Origin of the sequence: Winslowiella toletana (genome assembly GCF_032164335.1) — a bacterium.
Classification (GTDB): Bacteria; Pseudomonadota; Gammaproteobacteria; order Enterobacterales; family Enterobacteriaceae; genus Erwinia; species Erwinia toletana_A.
The window spans coordinates 628,400-648,880 of the sequence record NZ_CP134152.1; the positions used below are offsets into that span (position 1 = coordinate 628,400).

The window sequence follows — 20,481 nt, forward strand, 5'->3', positions numbered from 1 at the left end:
ACCGCCTTCTATTACGGATAATACCCATGAATAAACATTGCTATCGCCTTATCTTCAGCCGCACCCACGGAGAACTGCGGGTGGTCTCCGAGCTGGCACGCAGTTGCAGTACCGAACCGGGTCAAAGCCGTGGCATCGCTGCGCCGCGACTGTGGGTGACGCTGCGCCGTGCCGGATGGCTGTTGGCGCTGGCAATGTTTGCCGGGCCTGCACTGGCCGACGGCATTGTGGCGAACGGCGCTGCCGCGCCGGGTCAGCGTCCGCAGGTGATAAATACGCAGAATGGCTTGCCGCAGGTCAATATCACCGCACCCAACCAGGCCGGCGTGTCGCATAACCATTATCAGCAGTTTGATGTCGGCCAGAAAGGCGCGATCCTCAATAACTCGGCGGTGATGACGTCCACCCAACTGGCCGGGATGATCCAGGGTAACCCGAATCTCAATCCGAATAACGCTCCGGCGCGGGTGATCCTTAACGAAGTTAACAGTAACAATCCCAGCCAGCTGCGTGGCTTCCTTGAAGTGGCCGGTGGTCGCGCGCAGGTGATTGTCGCTAACCCGGCGGGAATCGTCTGTAACGGCTGCGGCACCATCAACGCCGGGCGCATGACGCTGACCACCGGTAAGCCACAGCTGAATGCTGACGGCAGCCTGGCGGGCTACCAGGTTGAGCGCGGCGTAGTGCGCATTGAAGGCGGCGGCCTTAACGGTGATACGCGTCATGATACTGAATATGTAGATATTTTGGCACGTGCGGTGCAGATCAATGCTGGCGTCTGGGCGAAACAGGGTGTTTCGGTAGTTGCCGGTCGTAACCGCATCAGCGCCGACGCGAAAACGGTAAACGCACTGGCCAGCGATAGCAGCAAACCCGAGCTGGCGATCGATATGGGACAGATGGGCGGCATGTACAGCGGTCTGATCAGCATGGTCGGCACCGAAGCGGGCGTCGGAGTGCGTAATCAGGGCGGACAGCTGCAGGCGGATAAAGCGCTGACGGTCAGCAGCGAAGGCAAGCTTATCTGGCAGTCTGGCGCTCAGGAGGCGGTCACTCAGGCCGGTGGTGATATCCGGCTGGCTGCCAGAGACGACATTGAGCACAGCGGCAAGCTGCACAGCGGCGGCACGCTGTCTGTCGAGAGTCGCAGTGGCGGAATAAAACAGTCCGGTACGCTGGCGGCGGCAGGCGATGTTCAACTGACTGCCGCTGGCAATATTCAGAGCAGTGGTCACCTGCTGGCAGGCAGTGATATCAACAGCCAGCTGGTACGTGAATCAAACCTGACGCTAAACAGTCAGGGCGATATCCGCGCCAGCGGTAGCCTGCTGAGTAAGAAGGACGTCACCCTGAGCGGCCAGCGGGTCGATATCAGTCAGGCGCAGCTGGCAGCCAGCCGCGCTACGGTCAGTGCAAAACAGGGCGGCGTGGCGCTGCGTCAGGCGAAAATCGACAGCGGAAAGCTGGCGATCAATACCGCAGGCGATGTCGATGCACAGCAGGCGCAGGTTAAAGCCAGCCAGTGGGATGTCGCGGGGCGTAATCTGTTTAATCAGAAGGCCGCGTGGTCGCAGGTAGGGGCCGGAGAGAGCCGCTTTAGCTTCGGCGGCACGCTGGATAATACCGACGGCGGCATCGAGACTCGCCAGCTCAGCCTGAATGCCGGCTCGCTGATTAATCAGCGCGGTCGTCTGGTGGCGCTGGATGGCGTTGATCAGCACTGGCAGATCGGCGGCCTGCTGAATAACAGCAGCGGTGAACTGGGCAGCAACGGCAAGCTGACGCTGGATGCGGCCAGTATGGATAACCACTCCGGTACGGTAAAAAGTCAGTCGGCGCTGAATGTTAATACGCGCGGCGATATTAACAATGGCAGCGGCAATCTGCTGGCCGGAAAACAGCTGGCGCTGAAGGCCGGAGGCGCGGTTGATAACCGTTCCGGTACGCTTAACGGCAGTCAGTTACAGCTGACTACGCAACGCCTGAATAATAATCAGGGTCAGCTGATCAGTCAGGGAGATCTGAACCTGACGGCGAGCCAGCGGTTGGATAACCAGCAGGGTCTGGTTGGCGCCGTTGGACGCCTGACGATTAACACCGACGGCGAGTGGAATAACCGTGGCGGCACGGCACAAAGTGAAACGCAGCTGAACGTCAGCGCACAGAGCATCGATAACGCCGAAGGCAAACTGTTGTCAGGTCAGCAGCTGACGCTGAAAACCACGGGTGCGGTGCAGAACCGTGCCGGTGAAATCAGCGGTGAAACGCTTGATTTGCAGATGCAGCGCCTGAGCAATGCACAGGGCAAAGTGATAGGCGAGAAGTCACTCAGCCTGAGCGCCCGTCAGGCGCTGGATAATGCCCAGGGATTGCTGGCGGCTGGCGAGCGGCTGACGATCCGCACCGACGGCGAGCTTAATAATCGTGGCGGTACCGCACAGGGTAACGAACAGCTGTCGGTTGCCGCACAGAGCGTGCGCAATGACGAGGGTAAACTGCTGTCCGGCCAGCAGCTGACGCTGAACGCTGCGGGCGCACTGTCCAACCGTGCGGGTGAAATCAGCGGCGGATCGCTGGAGATCTCAGCGCAGCAGCTGGATAACGCGCAGGGTAAAGTGATTGCCGCACAAAACCTGAACTTGCTGGCGCAACAGGCGCTGGATAATACAAAAGGGCTGCTGGAAGCGGGTCACTCGCTATCCCTTCGCACTACCGGCAACTGGGATAACCGCAACGGAACCGCGCAGGGCGGCGGTCTGGTGACGGCGACAACCGGCACGCTGAATAATGCCGGCGGCAAACTGCAGTCAGGCGGTGGGCTGACGCTGAACAGCACCGGCAATGTGAATAATCAGGCCGGGATCCTGACGGCGCAGCAGGCGCTTTCACTTGGCCTGAACGGCGAGCTGGATAACCAGAGCGGCACCCTGACCGGCAATGGCCGTACCGTGCTGCGCGCCGCCGCAGTGCGCAATGCACAGGGCAATATTAATTCGCTCGACAGCCTGGACATGCAGCTGACCGGAGCGCTGGATAACGCCAGCGGCCGTATTTTCAGCAAGCTGTCGCAGACACTACAGGCGCAGGACATTTTTAACCAGCAGGGCTGGATCGGCAGCCAGGGTGGCTGGAGCGCCGTCAGCAAAACTTTTGATAATCGTAACGGCAGCGTTCAGAGCCAGCAAGATGCGACAATCACCGCCAGCATACTGAATAACGCCAAAGGCGTATTGCAGTCGGCTGCCAGTCTGGTGTTGCGCATCGCGCAGGATATTGACAACCGCGCGGGCAAAATCAGTGCCCAGCAGCGTCTGAACGTGCAGGGCAGCACCGGCGATGCCGCAACCGGTAAGCTGAATAATGCCGCTGGGCAGCTATTGTCCGGCGACGCATTGACACTCAGAGCGCAGGCGCTGGACAACCGTCAGAGTGGTCTGCTGTACAGTCAGCAGCAGATGCGACTGACGTTAAACGCGGCGCTGGATAACCGTCAGGGCAAGTTACAAAGTGGTGCAGGATTGCAGCTTGATGCGCAGTCGCTTCTCAATTCCGGCGGCACCTTCGACAGCCAGCAGCAGCTTGGGCTGCGGATTATCGGGCTGCTGGATAATAACGGCGGCGCGCTGCGCAGTAATGGCGATCAGCAGATAACCGCCGGGCAGGTCGATAATGTTCAGGGCGTAGTCAGTAGTGGCGGCGGGCTGACTCTGCAAACGGCGCGGCTGGACAACAGCAACGGCACTTTTATCAGTCAGGGCAGCGGTGTTTACCGCGTTGATACGCTGAATAATCAGCAGGGCAAGCTGCACAGTGGCGATGCGCTGACGCTTAATACTGCCCAGTTAAACAATCAGGCGGGCCAGTTGGTCTCAACCCGGGCGATGAAGCTGAACGCGCAGCAGCTCGACAACAGCGGCCAGGGCACCATCAGTAGCCAGGCGGAACTGGAGCTACAGGCAGACCATTTCAATAACCGTGACGGCGGATTACTGCTCGGCACCACGCGCACCACCGTCAGCGCCCGCGAGATAGACAATACCGCTGGCCGTTTGCAAAGCAGTGGTTCACTGTTGTTTTCCGGGTTGTCCAGCCTCGATAACCGCCAGGGGCGCATTCTGGCGAATGGCGCACTTGGCCTTAATGCCAGCATTCCAGCCGCCACCTCAGCGCTGGCGCTGCTTAATCAGGGCGGGATCATTCAGAGTGGCGACACGCTGACCCTTAACGCCCGCACCCTCGATAATCAGAACGGTACGTTACAGAGCCAGCAGGCACTGACGCTTGCCGTGCAGCAGGACTATACCCAGCGCAGCGGTGATACCCTCAGCAGTAATAGCGCGGTTACGCTGTCGGTCGCGGGCGTACTGACCAATCTGGGTAACTGGCTGCTGCCGGGCAATCTGACCGTCACCAGCACCGATTTTACCAACCAGGGTTCGCTGGTGGGCAAGGTCGTGCAGCTGACTACCGGGCAACTGCTCAATTACGGACGGCTGGAAGCCGACCGCATGACGCTGGCGGTCGATACCCTCGACAATGATGCGACCCTGATGGGCGATGAGATCACGGTGCGGAGCCGCATCATTGATAACCATGGCCGCGATGCGGTGATGGCGGCCACCGGGTCGCTGCAATTGCAGGCCAACGAGCGCCTGACCAACCGCGACGGCGCTCTGCTGTTCAGCGGCGATCGTCTGCATCTCAGCAGCAACGATCTGATTGAGAATCGGGCCAGCTTTATCGAAGCGGATGGTGATGTCACGCTGGAAGCGCGCCGACTGGATAACCTGCGTGAAGGGCTGGAGATTGAACGCGATGCCGAGCAAAGTGACTACAAATGGCAGCGCTACAACTACTACTGGCGCTCTTATGACATGGCGGTCAATCCCGATAAAAGCACCATGGCACCGACTACCCAGCAGCTGACATTCCAGGATGACGCCGCCGCGCAAAGCAACCGTTACGGCACGCTGCTGGCGATTGATGCCAGCGGCAAACGCGCCCAGGTTCGGGTAAAGAACAATCTGGGCGTGATGACCGATATGTGGGTTAACTACCTCGCATTGCAGCCGAATGCCGACGGCAGCTACGCCATGACGTTCTATGAAACCCGTGGATTCCGCCAGGAGAACGTGCCGACCCCTTATCAGAATACCGTATGGCGCGAGTTCGATTGGGGAAGCCTGGAGCAGTGGGATCCCGAGAAGCATCTCGATATCGCTAACGTGCCTTTTGTGACCGATTACAATAACTTCCGTGAGCGTACCGTTAGCGGCACGGTCACGCGCGACAAACTGGTGTCTGAAGGTATCGGTGCCCGCATTCTGGCAGGCGGCAATATGGTGTTGCGCATCACGGAACAACTGTTGAATGACGCCAGCGTGATTACTGCGAATGGCAATCTGAGCATTGACGGCGGCGGCAACGTTGAGAATAAAGGTTACTCGATCAACGAACGGCGACAGGAAAATATCGTCGATCATTACGATCGCGATACCGTGCACTGGTATCCGGTATTTAACACCGATGAGACCACGGCGCTGAGCACCATTGACGGCATCATCACCGGCAACGGTAATGTCAGCATCAGTGGGGCGAAGATCACGAATACTACCGTTAATCAGGCGCAAATCAGCAGCGTCGAGGCCGCGCTGAAAGCGGCAGAGGCGGAGCGTGCGGAGTGGGAACGTAACCCGCTGGCTTTCGACGTGCAAGGCATCACGCAGGATGGCACCCAACTGGCTGCGGGCAGCCAGCCATCGCAGGCCGCGGACGGATCGGCCACTTCGCCGGTTCGTCCTCTGTTGCCGGCCGAGCAGGCGCTGACGGAAAAACAGCATCTGGGTAGCGTGGCAACATCGATTCCCAATAACGGCCTGTTCAGTCAGCATCCGGCCGTCGGCAGCCCGTTCCTGGTGGTGACCGACGAGCGCTTTACCAGCCGCAGCAAATTTATCAGCAGTGATTATCTGATGCAGCAGGTCGGGTATGACCCGGCGCAGGTCCACAAGCGGTTAGGCGATGGCTTCTATGAGCAGCGGCTGGTGCGCGAACAGGTTCTGTCACTGACTGGCAGAGCATCAGTGCATGGCGAAGATGCGATGACGCAGTACCAGACGCTGATGGACAACGGCGCGAAAGTGGCAGAGGACTTCCACCTGGTGCCTGGGGTCGCGCTGACGCCGGAGCAGATTGCGGCGCTGCAACAGGATATTGTCTGGTTGGTAAGCGAGACGGTGGAGACGGCCGACGGCCCGCAGACGGTATGGGTACCGAAAGTCTATCTGGCTCAGTCCACGCTGCGCCTGACCGCTGACGGCGCACTGATCGCAGGTGGCAATTTGCAGCTTTCTGCAGACAGCATTAACAACGCTGGCAACCTGTTTGCCGACCAGGCGCTGAGTATCGATACCAAACAGTTCCAGCATCAGGGCGGCGACATCAAGGCCGACAGCATCAATGTGCAGGCGGACAGCCTGACCTTGAGCACTAACCTGCAGGATGCGCTGCGTCAGGCGACGATGAGCGCCAACGATATCAGCCTGAGCGGCAGCAATCTTCTGTTGCAAGGTGCGAAGCTGGAGGCCACGCAAAATCTCAGCCTGAGTGCGCGCAACAATCTTGAGATCACCAGCGCGAAAAGCAGCAACAGCATAAATCTTGAGGTGATCTCAGGCGCGATGGGCAATCGCACCAGTGGCGGCAGAGAAGATGCTGGCTGGCGTATGGCGCAGGTTCAGGGCGACCTGCAACGGGCGCAGGGCAGTGAACTTAGCGCCGGTAGCAATCTAAGCCTGAAGGCCGGAAAAGACATTACCGTGCAGGGTAGCCAGGCGAAAGCGGGCGGTGAGCTCGGCGTGCAGGCGGGCGGCGATATCAAACTGCTGGCGGAAACCACCACCAATAAAACCCATCTTGAGGCCAACAGCAGCACCTCTTCGGTGAGCAACAGCTTTGAGGAGCAGCGCTTACGGCTCAGCACCCTGAGCGGCGACCAGGGTGCGACGCTGGTGGCGGGCAACAAACTGCTCGCGGAGGGCGCGCAGGTAGACAGCACGAAAGGCAGTATTGATATCAGTGCCAAAGATGTGACCATCAAAGAGGCGCATCAGCAAAGCCTCGACCTCGACAGTGAAAATAAACGCAAGGGCAAGACCAAAAGCCATCGCGAAATGGAGAGTTCGCAGGATCAGGCGGTGGGCAGCACCTTTAGCGGAGCGAACGGCGTCTCGGTAACCGCCCGCGAAGGCGATATCACCTTAACCGGCAGTGCGCTGCACAGCGAACAGGGCGAGATTGCACTGCAGGCGAAGAAGGACGTGACGCTGAACAGCGCGACCGAACGCGAGTCGCTATTTATGGAAGAGCGTACCGAGAAGAAAGGCTTCCTGAAAAAAAGCAGCACCCATACGGTGAAGGACGATCGCGTAACCAGCCAGACAGGATCGCTGCTTAGCGGCAACAGCGTCAGTATCAGCGCGGGCAAAGACCTGACGGTCAGCGGCTCGGCGATTGCCGCCGATCAGGATGTCACGCTGCAGGCGGGCAACAATGTTGATATCAGCGCTGCCACGGAAACTGAATATCATTACCTGCTGGAAGAGAAGAAAAAGAAAGGCCTGCTCGGCGGCGGCGGCCTCGGCTTTACCATCGGCAGCCAGTCGACCCGTCATCAGATTGATGAAAACGGCACGACCCAGAGTCAGAGCGTCAGCACGGTCGGCAGCAGCCAGGGCAACGTCAGCATTACGGCGGGCAACCAGCTGCATATCGGCGGTGCCGATCTGGTAGCTGGTAAAGATCTCAATCTAAGTGGCGACAGCGTGCAAATCGATCCCGGCTACGATCAGCGCACCCGCGTCGAGACTTTTGAATCGAAACAGAGTGGCCTGACGCTGGCGCTGTCGGGAGCGGTGGGCAGCGCACTTAATACTGCCGTCAGCACTGCGCAGCAGGCGAGAAAAGAGAGTGACAGCCGACTCAGCGCGTTGCAAAACACCAAGGCGGTGCTGTCCGGTGTGCAGGCGGCACAGGCGCAGGAAGCGGTGAACCTCAACGACAATAAAAGCGAGATGAGCGGTATCAGCATCAGCGTGTCGGCGGGCAGCCAGAAATCCTCGTCAACCCAGCGACAGGAACAGGCGATCTCCAGTGGATCGACGCTGAACGCGGGCAATAACCTCAATATCACGGCTACCGGTAAAAAAGGCGGGGCCAACAGCGGCGATATCGCCATCACCGGCAGCCAGCTGAAGGCCGGGGGTGATACCACGCTTGATGCGCAGCGCGATTTGATGCTCTCTGCGGCGGCTGATACGCAAAAAACCGAGGGCAGCAACAAAAGCAGCGGCGGTAACGTCGGCATGAGCATCGGACTGGGTAAAAATTCCGGGTTCAGCGTATTTGCCAATGCCAACTCGAGCCGCGGCAGTGAGAATGGCGACGGCACCAGCTGGAACGAGACCACGCTGGACAGCGGAGGCAACGTTACGCTTCACAGTGGCCGCGACACCACGCTGACGGGCGCGCAGGTCAGCGGCGAACAGATTACCACTGATGTCGGGCGCGACCTGACGCTGCAAAGCCTGCAGGACAGCGACCGCTACGACAGCAAGCAGACCAGCGTCAGCGGCGGCTTCAGCATCCCGATTGGTGCGGGCAGCGGTTCGGCAAACCTGAGCGTCAGCAAGGATAAACTGCACAGCAACTACGACAGCGTCACCGACCAGACCGGGCTGTACGCCGGTAAAGGCGGCTACGATATTACCGTGAAGCAGCACACCCAGCTGGAAGGTGCGGTGATAGCCAGCACCGCCGACAAGGATAAAAATACCCTTGATACCGGCACGCTGGGCTGGAGCGATATTCACAATCAGGCGGACTTCAGCGCCGAGCACAGCGGCGGTTCATTCAGCAGCGGCGGCCCGGTAGGCAGCGACCTGCTGACCAACCTGGCGGGTTCCGCGCTGTCCGGTGCCAACAACAGTGGACATGCATCAGGCAGCACGCAATCCGCTGTCAGCGAAGGCAACCTGGTGATCCGCGACCAGGACAACCAGCAGCAGGACGTGGCTGAGCTGAATCGCGATACCGACCATGCCAATGACGGCAGCATTAACCCGATCTTTGACAAAGAGAAAGAGCAGAACCGACTGAAAGAAGCGCAGCTGATTGGTGAAATTGGCATGCAGGCAATGGATATTGTGCGGACGCAGGGTGACCTTAACGGGCTGAGCGAGGCGAAAAAGGCCCATCCTGACATGAGCGTAGAGCAGTTACGCCAGACGGATGTTTACAAAGCGGAGATGCAGAAGTACGGCACGGGCAGCGCACTACAGCAGGGAATGCAGGCGGCGACGGCGGCTATCCAGGGACTGGCGGGAGGCGATATCGCGAAGGCGCTGGCGGGCGGTTCAGCGCCTTATATTGCCAATATTATCGGCAGCAGTAATCTGGATGGTCCTGGGAAGATAATGGCGCATGCTGCGGTCAACGCGACGCTGGCGGCGGCGCAGGGAAATAATGCGCTGGTCAGTGCTTCGGGAGCGGCAACGGCAGAAATGATCGGCATGATTGCGGTCAACGCCTACGGTAAACCGGTCAGTGAGCTGAGCGAAACCGAGAAGCAGACGGTCAGTGCTCTGGCTACGCTGGCAGCAGGGCTTGCGGGCGGGTTGATTGGTGACAGTAATGCTGATACGGTGGTGGCAGCGCAGGCGGGTAAGACTACGGTTGAGAATAATGCGCTGAGTGATATTGCACAGGCGCAGTCTGAAGGCAAGACGCTGGAGCAGAAGGCCGGTGAGCACGTTGAGGCTGAAAACGAGCGTTATAAGAAGGCAAACTGCGGCGGCATGAGTGCTGAAGCCTGCTCGGTGAAAATGTATACTGAGCGGCGTGAAGCGCTGAAAGTGATGGGGTCACTGGGCGCTGACTTCGTGCCTGTCGTGGGTGATATAAAGAGTTTTGCGGAAGCACAGTCGGCTCTTGATTACCTTGCCGCTGCAATCGGTATAATCCCTGGCGCAGGTGATGCGGCAGGAAAGGTCATCAAGGCGGCTGAAACAGCGCTGAAGAAAGGGAATGTGGCTGAAGCATCAAGGCTGATTAACAAGGCCAGTGATGAAGTATCTGCCACTCTTCCAATGGGAAGTAAGCGCAATCCGATGAATCAGCCAAGTAACCCATCTTATCAACCTGTAAGGAATCAGCCGGGTACGATCAGTAATCGAGAATATTCCGGACACGCCTTAGACAGAATGCAGGATCGAGGAATAACCCCTTCTGTTGTCGAAAATACGATTAAAAATGGTAAATCAACGCCCAGTCGAGGCGGAACAACAGTACATTTTGATCCTGAGAGTAAGGTATCCGTAGTAACGAACGAATCTGGTAGAGTGGTCACGGTTAAATATGGCGATAAATGAGAAGAATGATATCTGTGAGTATGCGCTTAATTCATTAAATGATGTCGTCAGCTTTGCGAGGTTCGTCAGTTACGCAGAAGATTTGCCTCGGCTAAATGAGCTATTTGAAAATGAGCACAATAGAGATAATTACCAGAAAATATGGTTTGAACTAGAAATTATCAACGCACTTGCTCTGTCTGAATGGGAGAATGAAGGCCGTCCCGCAGACTGGCAAACGCGTTGGGAATCAGAATATAAACACGATGCTTCTGGACTAATGGATGAGTTATTAAATACGTTGAAGTAAATAAGAAATCCCAGCCAATCGGCTGGGATTTTACTTTATATGCCAGTCAGTTACTCTTCTCCCGCCAGTCTGATGATCAGTTGTCCTGCTTCCGGGATCACCTCGATCTTCTGCCCGGTCTCAAAGCCAAAATCTGCCATCCAGTGTCCCTTCAGGGTAATCGACGGAGACGGCTGAAACTTCCGCTGATCCCGGATATAGCCCACGGTATAACGCCGGGCTTTGGTTGAAACGTGTTCTGACTTATGATGTTGCGCAGCCATAGTAACTACTCCTTTTAGTTGCCTGTGGTTAGCAGTTAAAGCAGGTTGCCGCCTGCTTTAACTGTGTTCATTAATCTGTTTAGCCTGATACTTCAAAATCATCCCATCCAGTAACGCCTTGATGCAGCAGTACCAGCAGGACATGAAGCGGGTGCAGCATCGCGGAGAATGGCTGGAATATATCGAGGTGCAGCCGTCGGATATCGCGCTGGCGAATAAGCTGGCGCATGAGGTGCTGGGGCGCACGCTGGACGAGATGCCGCCGCAGACAAGGAAGCTGTTAGTGCTGCTGAAGGGCTGGGTGCAGGACACCGCGCAGCAGCAGGCGGTAAAGCCGGAAGAGTTGCGCTTCACGCGGCGAAACGTGCGGGCGGCGCTGAACTGGGGTGATACGCAACTGAAGATACACCTGGCGCGGCTGCTGGAAATGGAATACCTGATACTGTTCCGGCGTGGCTTAACCTATGAATACGGGTTGTTATGGGACGGTGAAGAGAATGGCCAGCCGCACCTGTGCGGGTTACTGGAAGTGGTGGAAGGGGAAGCAATCGTGATGAATAACGAGGGCAGCGCGTTCCGGTCGGAGTCTGAAACTGAACAGTCGGCCCCCGGTCGTGGCGCGGTCGGTGACGGGTCGGGGAATGAAAAAGCGGCTTCAGGCCAGGCAGCACAGGGGTCGGAAGCAAATCCGGTCGGGTCCGTGCAAAACGCAGTAATAAAGGGAAAAAAGAAAACGGGGCTGCTGCCTTCGCCCTCGTTATCTGAATCCTCTTCTTAGCTCGCCAGCCCTGACAACGGAGCGTCAATATGGCCAACCGCAAACCCGCCGCAAACCGTCTGCTCACTGTCGATGAAATCTACCGCCAGCCGGTGGGGCCGGCCAGTGACCCTAAAAGTCTGTATGCGCTGCTGCTGCGGTTCGTGAAGTGGCGGCGTGAGCGGAACTGGTCGGAGACGACGCTGAAGGTGCAGACGCACCACCAGTACCGCTTTATCCTGTGGGTGGCTGAACGGGGCCTGTACCATGCGGCAGAGGTGACGCGCCCGGTGCTGGAAACGTAACAGCGTTATCTGTACCACTATCGCAAGAGCAACGGTGAGCCGTTAAGCACGCGCACTCAGCGGACCACGCTGCAACCGCTTCAGGTGTGGTTCTCGTGGATGGCGAAGCAGGGGCTTATCCTGGCGAACCCGGCCGCTGACCTGGAGCTGCCGAGGCTGTAGAAGCGCCTGCCGCGCACCATCCTGAGTGTGGAACAGGTGGAGGACATCGTAAACCTGTGTGGCCTGAGCACGTTGCAGGGCCAGCGTGACCGGGCACTGCTGGAGCTGTTGTGGTCAACGGGAATAAGGCGCGGTGAAGTGGCCAGCCTTGAGATATACAGCGCGGACTTCTCACGGCGCATACTGACCATCGTACAGGGCAAGGGAAAGGTGGACCGGGTTATCCCGGTGGGCGAACGGGCGCTGTGGTGGCTGGAATGCTATATCAGCCAGATACGCCCGGATATCCAGGTCAGCCCGGGCTGTAAGGCGCTGTTCCTGGCGATGGACGGGGTGGCGGGCCTGACGGCGAACGGCATCACCAACGCGGTGGTGCCGTATCTGCGGACGGCGGGAATAGAGAAAGGGAGCTGCCACCTGTTCCGGCACGCGATGGCCACGCAGATGCTGGAGAACGGCGCGGACCTCAGATGGATACAGGCAATGCTGGGGCACCGGAGCGTTGAGTCCACGCAAATTTACACACAGGTGAGTATCCGGGCGTTACAGGCGGTTCATGCCTCAACCCATCCGGCAGAGCAGCGTGAGCCGGAAACCTCAGAGCAGGATGCAGCAGCAGAGCCGCCGGACAGCTCGCTGAGTTAGCCGGTTCCCTGTGAGTTGGGTTATTACGTGCACGGCAGAGCGCCGCGTCCCTGCGGCGATCTGCCTTCATCGCGTTCCGTGTGCGCGGGGGTAAATGGCCGTGCAGCAGCCCGGGCCGGGCACAATATGGTCGTTCAGGCGTGGCCGCTTCCCGACCATTAAACATAATGTGCGGGTATTATGCGAAGCTCGCCGTCCGCCTGCATAGCTCCTCTTCGCCGCGTTCTGCGGCTCGTATCGCATAATACACATTATGTCTTGCGCCCCCGCGTTGTACCTTGGGTGCGGCCGCCGTCCCTGGCGGCGCAGGCTCCGCAGCCGTCTGTAAGACCTCACCTGAGCCTCTTCCCCGTCATCAGCAAACATCAATAAAGAAGTCGGCCTGACGGCCTCTGCTTAAGGGCTTCATGCCCGCCCGCTGCGTCTGTCTGCACGGGGTCGCACGCCGCTTCGCTCTGTTGCTCCTTCCCCGTTCGCCAGCTTCCGCCCCCGCCCCGATGTGGCGTGGTCATGCAAAATCAAACCCCGGTCGGGCAGCGTGCCACAGGGAGCCGTTCCGGCTCCAGCGGGCCTCGCCAGCCCGCGCCCGGCAGACGCTGCGCCGGTCCACAGGCAAGCTGTGAACCGGCTCCCGTCGCGCAGAAAAGCGGTAATGACAGCGTGTAAAGGGCTGTTAAAATGCGCGGGTGCAGGCAGGACGCCACGGCAGGGCGGTAGCGTGCGCGGGGGAAAAGGGCGCGTCGGGGCAAAAAGTTATCGCAGCTGAAACGTGACAGGAAAAAGCGGCTGTAACTGACGGAAAGCACAGGGAAAAAGGTGGTTCGTCGCCAGACTTCGTGCCGGATAAAGTTGTTGTGGAGAATAATGCGCTGAGTGCTACACAATCCCTCGCATTCGATAAAGAAATGCAGGCGTGCAAAGCCTCTGGTGGAGATTGCCAGTCGGTGATTGATAAATGGAAGAACATCAGTGATGAGCAAAGTGCTGAAACCGATCAGAAGCTGATAGATAACCCACTTGAAGCACAGGTTGTTGATAAGGAAGTGGCTCAGAGTGGTGTTGATATGGCAGAGCGTCCGAGCTGGCTGGGTAAGATCCCTGGCGTGGACGTAATGACCAGCGATGAGGCAAAGGCTTACGTTCAGGAGTGGAACGGTCAGGATCTGGCGAATATTGATGTAAACAGCCCTGGCTGGACGAAGTTCGCGGCGTTTGCATCAGACCCAGAAAACCAAGCAGCATTGGCTTCACTGGGAGTGTTGGGTAAAGATCTAATCAATCTTGCTAAAACAACTGTATCAAATCTCATTCAGGGTGGCGCATCAACCGGTATAAAAAGCATGCAGGTAGGGCTAAGAAACCCACAGCAAATAGATCAAATAAAAAATGATATGACATCAGGAAATTATAGATTTACTTCACCTGAAGGTCGTATTGCTGGCTATATAGATAGCAAGGGTAATTATTATATATCGGAAGGTAATCATCGAATGGTAGCTGCTCAGGAAATATATAAAAAGACGGGAGATAGATCTTACATAGAGAAATTACTACAAAACGGCTCATGGACTCAGACAAAGAATGCTCCAGCGGGGGCTAAACCAATGCCGACAAGGAAGTGAGGACCTTATGGAGAATGTTATCCCTATGAAAAAAAATGAGATATATGTGAAAATGTTATCTCTTTCCTTGCCTTATATCAGGAATGTCCAGTCGTTAGATAAAAAGGATAAAGGTCGAGATATATCGTGCTATTTTGAAGCTGAATTAGTGCATAATATAATGCATACATTACTAATTTCGGAATTTGTTGAGCATGATTTATGGTTCTTAAATAATCAGGCTAAATATTATTTTGAAAAATGTAACGAGGATATATCACCTAATTATAACCAACACATCGAATATATTAGAGCCTTATTCAAAATGGTGCCTGATAGTTTAAAACCTAAGTTGTTATGGCAAGGTCCTTGATAAAAACCCCAGCCCTTATGGCTGGGGTTTTTACTTTACAGGTCAGTCGGTTATGTATCTTCCGTCAGCCTGATAATCAACTGCCCTGGCTCGGTGATCACTTCGATCTTCTGGCCGGTGGTGAATCCCAGCGATCCCAGCCAACGGCCCTTGAGGGTGAGCTGAGGGAGCGGGTTGGGCCTGCCGCCGTTGGGGCGGTAGCCGACAATGCTCTTGCGGGCTTGGGGTGTGGCGGGTTCTGACTTATGATGTTGCTCAGCCATATCAACTCCTTGTAAGTTGCTTGTGGTCAGCGGGCTGGGGTGTTCGAGCACCTCAGTTCCGCGTCTGCTAACTACTCCGTTTTACCAATCACGTTATCCAGTATCTCAGAAACAAACTTCTGCTTTGTCATCGGCATCTGCCGGATCGTATCGATCTGCTGCTCCAGCCGTGACGCCGGGCCACGCTTCGCTGTACGTCTGGTCGGCAGCCCCAGCAGCTCATCCAGCGACAGGTTCAGGATCTGTGCCAGTTGCGGCAGCAGTGAGGCAGAAGCCTTGAGTCGCCCACCTTCATAATGCGCCATCGTCTGTTGGGCAATCTGCGCGGACGCAGTGCGAGTTAGCGGCGACCAAAGCCGCCAAAGAGAAGATGAAAGGCGTGACGGCGGATCAGCTGAAAGCGGCTGAAGATGACTGGCGGAAGGCGAATCCGGATAAAATACCGACGGCAGAGCAAATCAGCGAACAGGCCTATCAGACTTTTTATAACCAGGCGTTTACAGATAGCGGTTTTGGCATGGGCGGCAGGGTACAACAGGCAATCCAGGCGGTGACAGCCGTGGTGCAGGGGTGATATCGCGAAGGCGCTGGCGGGCGGTTCAGCGCCTTATATTGCCAATATTATCGGCAGCAGTAATCTGGATGGTCCAGGGAAGATAATGGCGCATGCTGCGGTCAACACGACGCTGGCGGCGGCGCAGGGAAATAATGCGCTGGTCAGTGCTTCGGGAGCGGCAACGTCAGAAATGATCGGCATGATTGCGGTCAACGCCTACGGTAAACCGGTCAGTGAGCTGAGCGAAACCGAGAAGCAGACGGTCAGTGCTCTGGCTACGCTGGCAGCAGGGCTTGCGGGCGGGTTGATTGGTGACAGCAGTACTGATACGGTGGTGGCAGCGCAGGCGGGTAAGACTACGGTTGAGAATAATGCGCTGAGTGATATTGCACAGGCGCAGTCTGAAGGCAAGACGCCGGAGCAGAAGGCCGGTGAGCACGTTGAGGCTGAAAACGAGCGTTATAAGAAGGCAAACTGCGGCGGCATGAGTGCTGAAGCCTGCTCGGTGAAAATGTATACGGAGCGGCGTGAAGCGCTGAAAGAGATGGGGTCACTGGGCGCTGACTTCGTACCCGTTTTAGGTGATATCAAAAGCTTTGCGGAGGCGCAGTCGGCTCTTGATTATCTTGCCGCTGCAATCGGTATAATTCCTGGCGCAGGTGATGCGGCAGGTAAGGTCATCAAAGCGGCTGAAACAGCGCTGAAGAAAGGGGATGTGGCTGAGGCATTTAAGCTGATTAATAAAGCTAGTAATGAGATCTCCGCAAAAACGGCCACTGGCTCAAAAGGTAATCCGCTCAACATTATAGATGGTCAGAATAAGCCAGTAATGATAGGAAATCGTGACTACTCTGGGCACTCATTAGACCGTATGCAGAAGCAGGGTATAACGCCTACTACTGTGGAAAATGCAATACGAGCAGAAAATGCGATACAAGGTAAACGACCCGGTACAACAGCTTATTATGACAGTAAGAACAATATAACCGTTATTGCTGATACCAAAACTGGCACAGTCGTAACTGTCGACTTTGGAAGGATAAAACAATGAGATTACTGTCAGATATGAATATTAGCGAGTACGATGAGCGCCAGGTCTCTCTGATGAAAGAAACATTGTCCCTTTTTGAATCAGAGAAAATTACTCTTAAAAAACTGATTGATAATTTAGAAGATTTATTATTTTGTCTACAGTCGGTAGATATTCAGTGGAAAAACGATTTCCATGAATATTGGTTCGTATTAGAGCAAATATATGCTGTTGCTTTGTTCAGAAATGAATCTATTTCTCCAGATGATCCTGATTTACTTGATGCTCTGAGGCATCTGAATGAACTATTAAGCAAATAACCTTAGAGATCCCGGCAAAATTGCCGGGATCTTTTTTGTCACTCAGTCGCAAGCCGGATCACCAGTTGTCCGTGCTCAACGGCCACGGTAACCGGCGTATCCGTCCCAAACCCTGCCTCTTTTAACCAGTCGCCCTTAAGATGCAGGCTGGGGTGGCGGTTGTAATAGGTGGTCATGCACGTTCTGCTATCCTGATGGCGAACGCTGACATAACCGACTTTATAACGGCGCTGTGGTTAGCTCGTTCCTTTCGGCATGGCTGAGTCCGTGCCCGACAGACAACCGCCGTCCGTGGCGGTTGACTGCCTCGCCCACCTTCAGTGCTCCCGGCGGTAAATGCCGCCAGTCCAGCGTTAAACTCAGCCGTTCTCTGCCAGTTGCGTTGCTGGTCTGTCGTCATTCAACATAACGTTGCATTAGGCGAAACGGGCCGTCGTGGCGTCCCGTAACGCGTAACAAACGTTATGGCGTCGCCGTTCAGGTACGGGCGCTGCGCGTAAAACCTGGCAGTGGTGGGCGGCTCGCCGCCGGTATCAGCATCTGAGTCCGTGCGTCTTTCTGGTCCTGTTCTCACCTTCACATCGCAGTCGCCGCCGTCCCTGGCGGCTCCGGTGGCAACTTCATCCTCTTCGTTGTGTTCAGCAAACAGCATAAAAGGTGGTCGGCCTGCGGCCTCCGCTTAAGGATTAATGCCCGCCTGCGTGGGTCTGTCCGTCACGGCTCGCACTGCGTTGCTCGTTCCCGTGCCGGCCAGCCAACGCCACCCGGCCCGGTTCAGTGTGGTCATGCAAAAGCAAAACCCGATCTGGCAGCAGTGCAACCTGCGGGCCTCGCCAGCCCGCGCCCGTTCAACCTGTCGCGGAGCCGCAGCAAGCAGCGGCCCCACAACAGGTTCGGGTAATGATGGTGGTCACAAAACAAAATCAAGGGCTAACCGGCGGTGACGCCGCCGGTATACTGCTGCGGTTGTTATGGTTGCTCTTTAACATCGTCAGGGGGAAACGGCATTACAGGCCGAAAAAGCGCGTCGGTGCATCGTCGTCCGGCCATCAAAAAGCACTGCCAAAAAGTGGTTGTAAGCTGTTGAGTGGACTGAGGAAAAGCGGGTTCGATACAGAGGTTCACGTCAGGGTGAATTGTTGTTGAGAATAACTTCCTGAGTGCTGCTCAGATAGATGATTTTGCGGCGAGAGCGAAAGGGTGTGAAGCTCGCGGTGACTGTGGTCAGATCGTGAAGGAAATGGAAGATCTGAGCCTGAAGCAGCGTAATGAGTTAATTGTTACTTGTGCTTCGGATGCAGCGGCCTGTAAAGAGAAATACGGTGATATCCCGGCTAACAGTATGCTGGTTCATGAAGCGATTGACAGAGCGCTCGGCGAAGATATTCCTTGGGCAATGAAGATTGATTTATCGGTCTTGCTGTTACAGCAGATGGATGAGTCAGGAATAGTCAACAGCACTGAATTTGCTCAACAGCTTCAGACCTTGTATGGCCTAGATAGTCAGAAAGCCGAAATACTGGCTGGTGCAACGATGGCTGCTGTTACAGGTGGCCTGGGTAAAGCAGATAATAGATTGCCAATCCCCGCAGCAACAGTTGCAAATAATGGATTTAAAATTGAATCAAATCCTAAACATACACCAGGTGCGCCTGGTTCTAGACCTAGTGCAGGTGTAGAACCAAAGAATTCTTTAGTGCTCTTCGAGAATTCGATTGCTACAAAAGATCCCAAGATAAGACTATCAGTTGATAGTGATGGAAATATTTATCGATTCTTTAACACTAGCAAAGATGGCTCTGGTACTTATCATTGGAGCGGCAGCACTGGTGATGGTAAAATGCTTTTGATAACAAAGAGCTTGGTAGTTTTAATAAAGAAATCAAAGAATTAAAGGCTAAGAAATGATCTTTGGACAACCTTTTGAATTTGCTGTTTTTTATGAGCTTTTGGAAAAAACAGAAGATAATTACTGGAAGTACGGACTTTTTGGTTTTTTTATCGAGGATGAAATATATCCATCGAAAGGATCAAACTATACGTTACACATGGCTATGAATTATTTAAAAGATAGTCAGCAAGAAATAAATAGCTGCAAGAGTATCGGATTAGCTTTATCAGGAAGTGCTTCTGAGCTGATAACACAGTTGGCTCATTCACATGGAATACTTCTTAATGGTGATCCTGATGATCTGGAACTACCTGCTTCTGGAGCATTAGGTGTGTTTTTAAGCCCTCTTGAGATATCAGACGCCGGCTTTTATCTATTTTATTATCCTAAAGATAACGATGAAGAGTGTTTGGTATATAGTTCAGATTATGGCAGCGCTGCTAAAAAAACTATTTTAAAGAAAGGAACTGTCAACAGCGTGCTCGACAAACTTCCTAATCAAGAAGCTATATAGAAGTAAAATCCCGGCCTTGATGCCGGGATTTAAATTTATAAGTCAGATAGTTATGCTTCTGCTGCCAGTCGGATGATCAACTGACCCGGCTCGGTGAGGACTTAGAGCTTCTGCCCGATGGTGAATCCCAGCGGCTCCAGCCAGCGGCCCTTGAGGGTAAGCTGTGGCAGTAGGTGGGGCCTGCCGCCGTTGGTGCGGTAGCCCACAATGCTCTTGCGGACTTGAGGGGGCGGGTTCTGACTTATGAGGTTGCTCAGCCATATCAACTACTCCTAACTAGTTGGGTTGGGTGCAAACACGCGGCCAACCCCAAAGCAGAGGTCGGCCCAAAGGGCCTCCGCTAAACGCGTTGATGCCCGCCCAGGCGTGGTCTGTCTGCGCCGGGTCGTGCCACGCGGTGAAGCAGCGCGTCACTCCTTACCGGCTCCGCAGCCAACGCCTCCCGGTTCGGTGCTGGCATGTACATCGTGCGTTCCCTCAACCTCCTGCGCTCCCGGATACCGTTCCGTCACTAGTGGGCCTCGCCAGTCCACACTCGGCAGGCGTCCAGGCAGTGGGCAGCAAAAAGACGCTGCCCACTGCCTGGCCACCGTCACAAACCCCGAAAGCGGACGTGGCATGGGTAAAAAGCGCTGTTATGATGGGTGCGTTGGTTGCTCTTTAACAGCGTCGGGGAAAATGGCGTAACGGGCTGAAAAAGCGCGTCTGGGAAAAAGGTTGCCCGGGCCAAAATGTACAGGGAAAAGATGGTTGTAATCTGCTGAGTGCACTAGGAAAAATGTCGAGAGACGACGGACTCCGCACTGGATAAAGTTGTTGTTGAGAATAACTTCCTGAAGGTTGTTGCGGAAGGTTGTGCCATCGCTGCCCCATGTCGTAGCAAGGTTGCAGAGCAACTGCTGGAGATCGGAGCAAAAGCAGGTATCGCCGGGTTGGCAGGTGCCGCAATCAAGGATATTGCGGACAAGATGACCTCCGATGAACTGGATCAGCTTGTTACCCTGAAAATGATGGGCAACGACGAGATCACCGGAAAATATCTCAGTTCGCTTCAGGATAAATATGCTCCTTCGCATACCGGTGGC

General features: G+C 55.5%; 12 protein-coding genes and 6 pseudogenes. 13 read left to right on the top strand and 5 right to left on the bottom strand.

The window, feature by feature from the left end; translation table 11 throughout:
- Positions 1–26: 26 nt before the first annotated feature.
- Positions 27–10,427, top strand: coding sequence for a hemagglutinin repeat-containing protein (locus RIN69_RS02930; RefSeq protein WP_313855449.1), 10,401 nt, complete (start codon positions 27–29; stop codon positions 10,425–10,427).
- Entirely contained in the window at positions 10,414–10,716 is a 303-nt protein-coding gene (locus RIN69_RS02935) for a hypothetical protein (RefSeq protein ID WP_313855451.1), read from the top strand. The genes RIN69_RS02930 and RIN69_RS02935 overlap by 14 nt, the downstream gene beginning before the upstream one ends.
- Positions 10,717–10,766: 50 nt before the next feature.
- Here the strand turns inward: RIN69_RS02935 and RIN69_RS02940 are convergent, their stop codons facing one another.
- Positions 10,767–10,979, bottom strand: coding sequence for a SymE family type I addiction module toxin (locus RIN69_RS02940; protein WP_313855454.1), 213 nt, complete (start codon positions 10,977–10,979; stop codon positions 10,767–10,769).
- Between the two features lie 115 nt (positions 10,980–11,094).
- Between RIN69_RS02940 and RIN69_RS02945 the strand changes: the two are divergent.
- From RIN69_RS02945 to RIN69_RS02965, 5 genes and pseudogenes are all read left to right on the top strand, one after another.
- Positions 11,095–11,757 (top strand): annotated as a pseudogene (locus RIN69_RS02945) (DNA primase); the annotation flags it as partial.
- A 29-nt stretch (positions 11,758–11,786) separates the two neighbouring features.
- Positions 11,787–12,848, top strand: a pseudogene (gene xerC / locus RIN69_RS02950) (site-specific tyrosine recombinase XerC).
- Between the two features lie 510 nt (positions 12,849–13,358).
- The gene (locus tag RIN69_RS02955; RefSeq protein ID WP_313855456.1) at positions 13,359–13,514 is read left to right on the top strand and encodes a hypothetical protein; all 156 of its coding nucleotides are present in this window, start codon (positions 13,359–13,361) and stop codon (positions 13,512–13,514) included.
- 149 nt (positions 13,515–13,663) lie between these two features.
- Positions 13,664–14,470: pseudogene (locus RIN69_RS02960) on the top strand (hemagglutinin repeat-containing protein); the annotation flags it as partial.
- Positions 14,471–14,477: 7 nt separating this feature from the next.
- On the top strand, positions 14,478–14,822 hold the full coding sequence (locus RIN69_RS02965; RefSeq protein WP_313855461.1) for a zinc ABC transporter substrate-binding protein: 345 nt from the start codon (positions 14,478–14,480) through the stop codon (positions 14,820–14,822).
- 50 nt (positions 14,823–14,872) lie between these two features.
- Here RIN69_RS02965 and RIN69_RS02970 read toward each other — a convergent pair whose 3' ends face one another.
- Both RIN69_RS02970 and RIN69_RS02975 read right to left on the bottom strand, forming a co-directional pair.
- Complete coding sequence (locus tag RIN69_RS02970; RefSeq protein WP_313855462.1) at positions 14,873–15,085, bottom strand: SymE family type I addiction module toxin; 213 nt, start codon at positions 15,083–15,085, stop codon at positions 14,873–14,875.
- 71 nt (positions 15,086–15,156) lie between these two features.
- Positions 15,157–15,405 (bottom strand): annotated as a pseudogene (locus RIN69_RS02975) (transcriptional regulator); the annotation flags it as partial.
- A 50-nt stretch (positions 15,406–15,455) separates the two neighbouring features.
- Between RIN69_RS02975 and RIN69_RS02980 the strand changes: the two are divergent.
- The 3 genes from RIN69_RS02980 to RIN69_RS02990 all read left to right on the top strand — a co-directional run bounded on the left by RIN69_RS02980 (position 15,456) and on the right by RIN69_RS02990 (position 16,991).
- A complete protein-coding gene (locus tag RIN69_RS02980; protein WP_313855463.1) occupies positions 15,456–15,659 on the top strand; it encodes a hypothetical protein in 204 nt (67 codons plus the stop codon).
- A gap of 181 nt (positions 15,660–15,840) precedes the next feature.
- Positions 15,841–16,692 (top strand): VENN motif pre-toxin domain-containing protein, encoded by an 852-nt coding sequence (locus RIN69_RS02985; protein ID WP_313855464.1) that lies wholly within the window; start codon positions 15,841–15,843, stop codon positions 16,690–16,692.
- The gene (locus RIN69_RS02990; protein WP_313855466.1) at positions 16,689–16,991 is read left to right on the top strand and encodes a hypothetical protein; all 303 of its coding nucleotides are present in this window, start codon (positions 16,689–16,691) and stop codon (positions 16,989–16,991) included. The genes RIN69_RS02985 and RIN69_RS02990 overlap by 4 nt, the downstream gene beginning before the upstream one ends.
- A 38-nt stretch (positions 16,992–17,029) precedes the next feature.
- Here the strand turns inward: RIN69_RS02990 and RIN69_RS02995 are convergent, their stop codons facing one another.
- Positions 17,030–17,167, bottom strand: coding sequence for a SymE family type I addiction module toxin (locus RIN69_RS02995; RefSeq protein WP_313855467.1), 138 nt, complete (start codon positions 17,165–17,167; stop codon positions 17,030–17,032).
- A gap of 1,064 nt (positions 17,168–18,231) precedes the next feature.
- Here RIN69_RS02995 and RIN69_RS03000 point away from each other — a divergent pair.
- Both RIN69_RS03000 and RIN69_RS03005 read left to right on the top strand, forming a co-directional pair.
- On the top strand, positions 18,232–18,885 hold the full coding sequence (locus RIN69_RS03000; protein WP_313855468.1) for a hypothetical protein: 654 nt from the start codon (positions 18,232–18,234) through the stop codon (positions 18,883–18,885).
- 10 nt (positions 18,886–18,895) lie between these two features.
- The gene (locus RIN69_RS03005; RefSeq protein ID WP_313855469.1) at positions 18,896–19,396 is read left to right on the top strand and encodes an immunity 42 family protein; all 501 of its coding nucleotides are present in this window, start codon (positions 18,896–18,898) and stop codon (positions 19,394–19,396) included.
- 101 nt (positions 19,397–19,497) lie between these two features.
- Here RIN69_RS03005 and RIN69_RS03010 read toward each other — a convergent pair.
- A pseudogene (locus tag RIN69_RS03010) lies at positions 19,498–19,657 on the bottom strand (SymE family type I addiction module toxin).
- A 548-nt stretch (positions 19,658–20,205) separates the two neighbouring features.
- Between RIN69_RS03010 and RIN69_RS22895 the strand changes: the two are divergent.
- A pseudogene (locus RIN69_RS22895) lies at positions 20,206–20,470 on the top strand (VENN motif pre-toxin domain-containing protein); the annotation flags it as partial.
- Between the last annotated feature and the right edge of the window lie 11 nt (positions 20,471–20,481).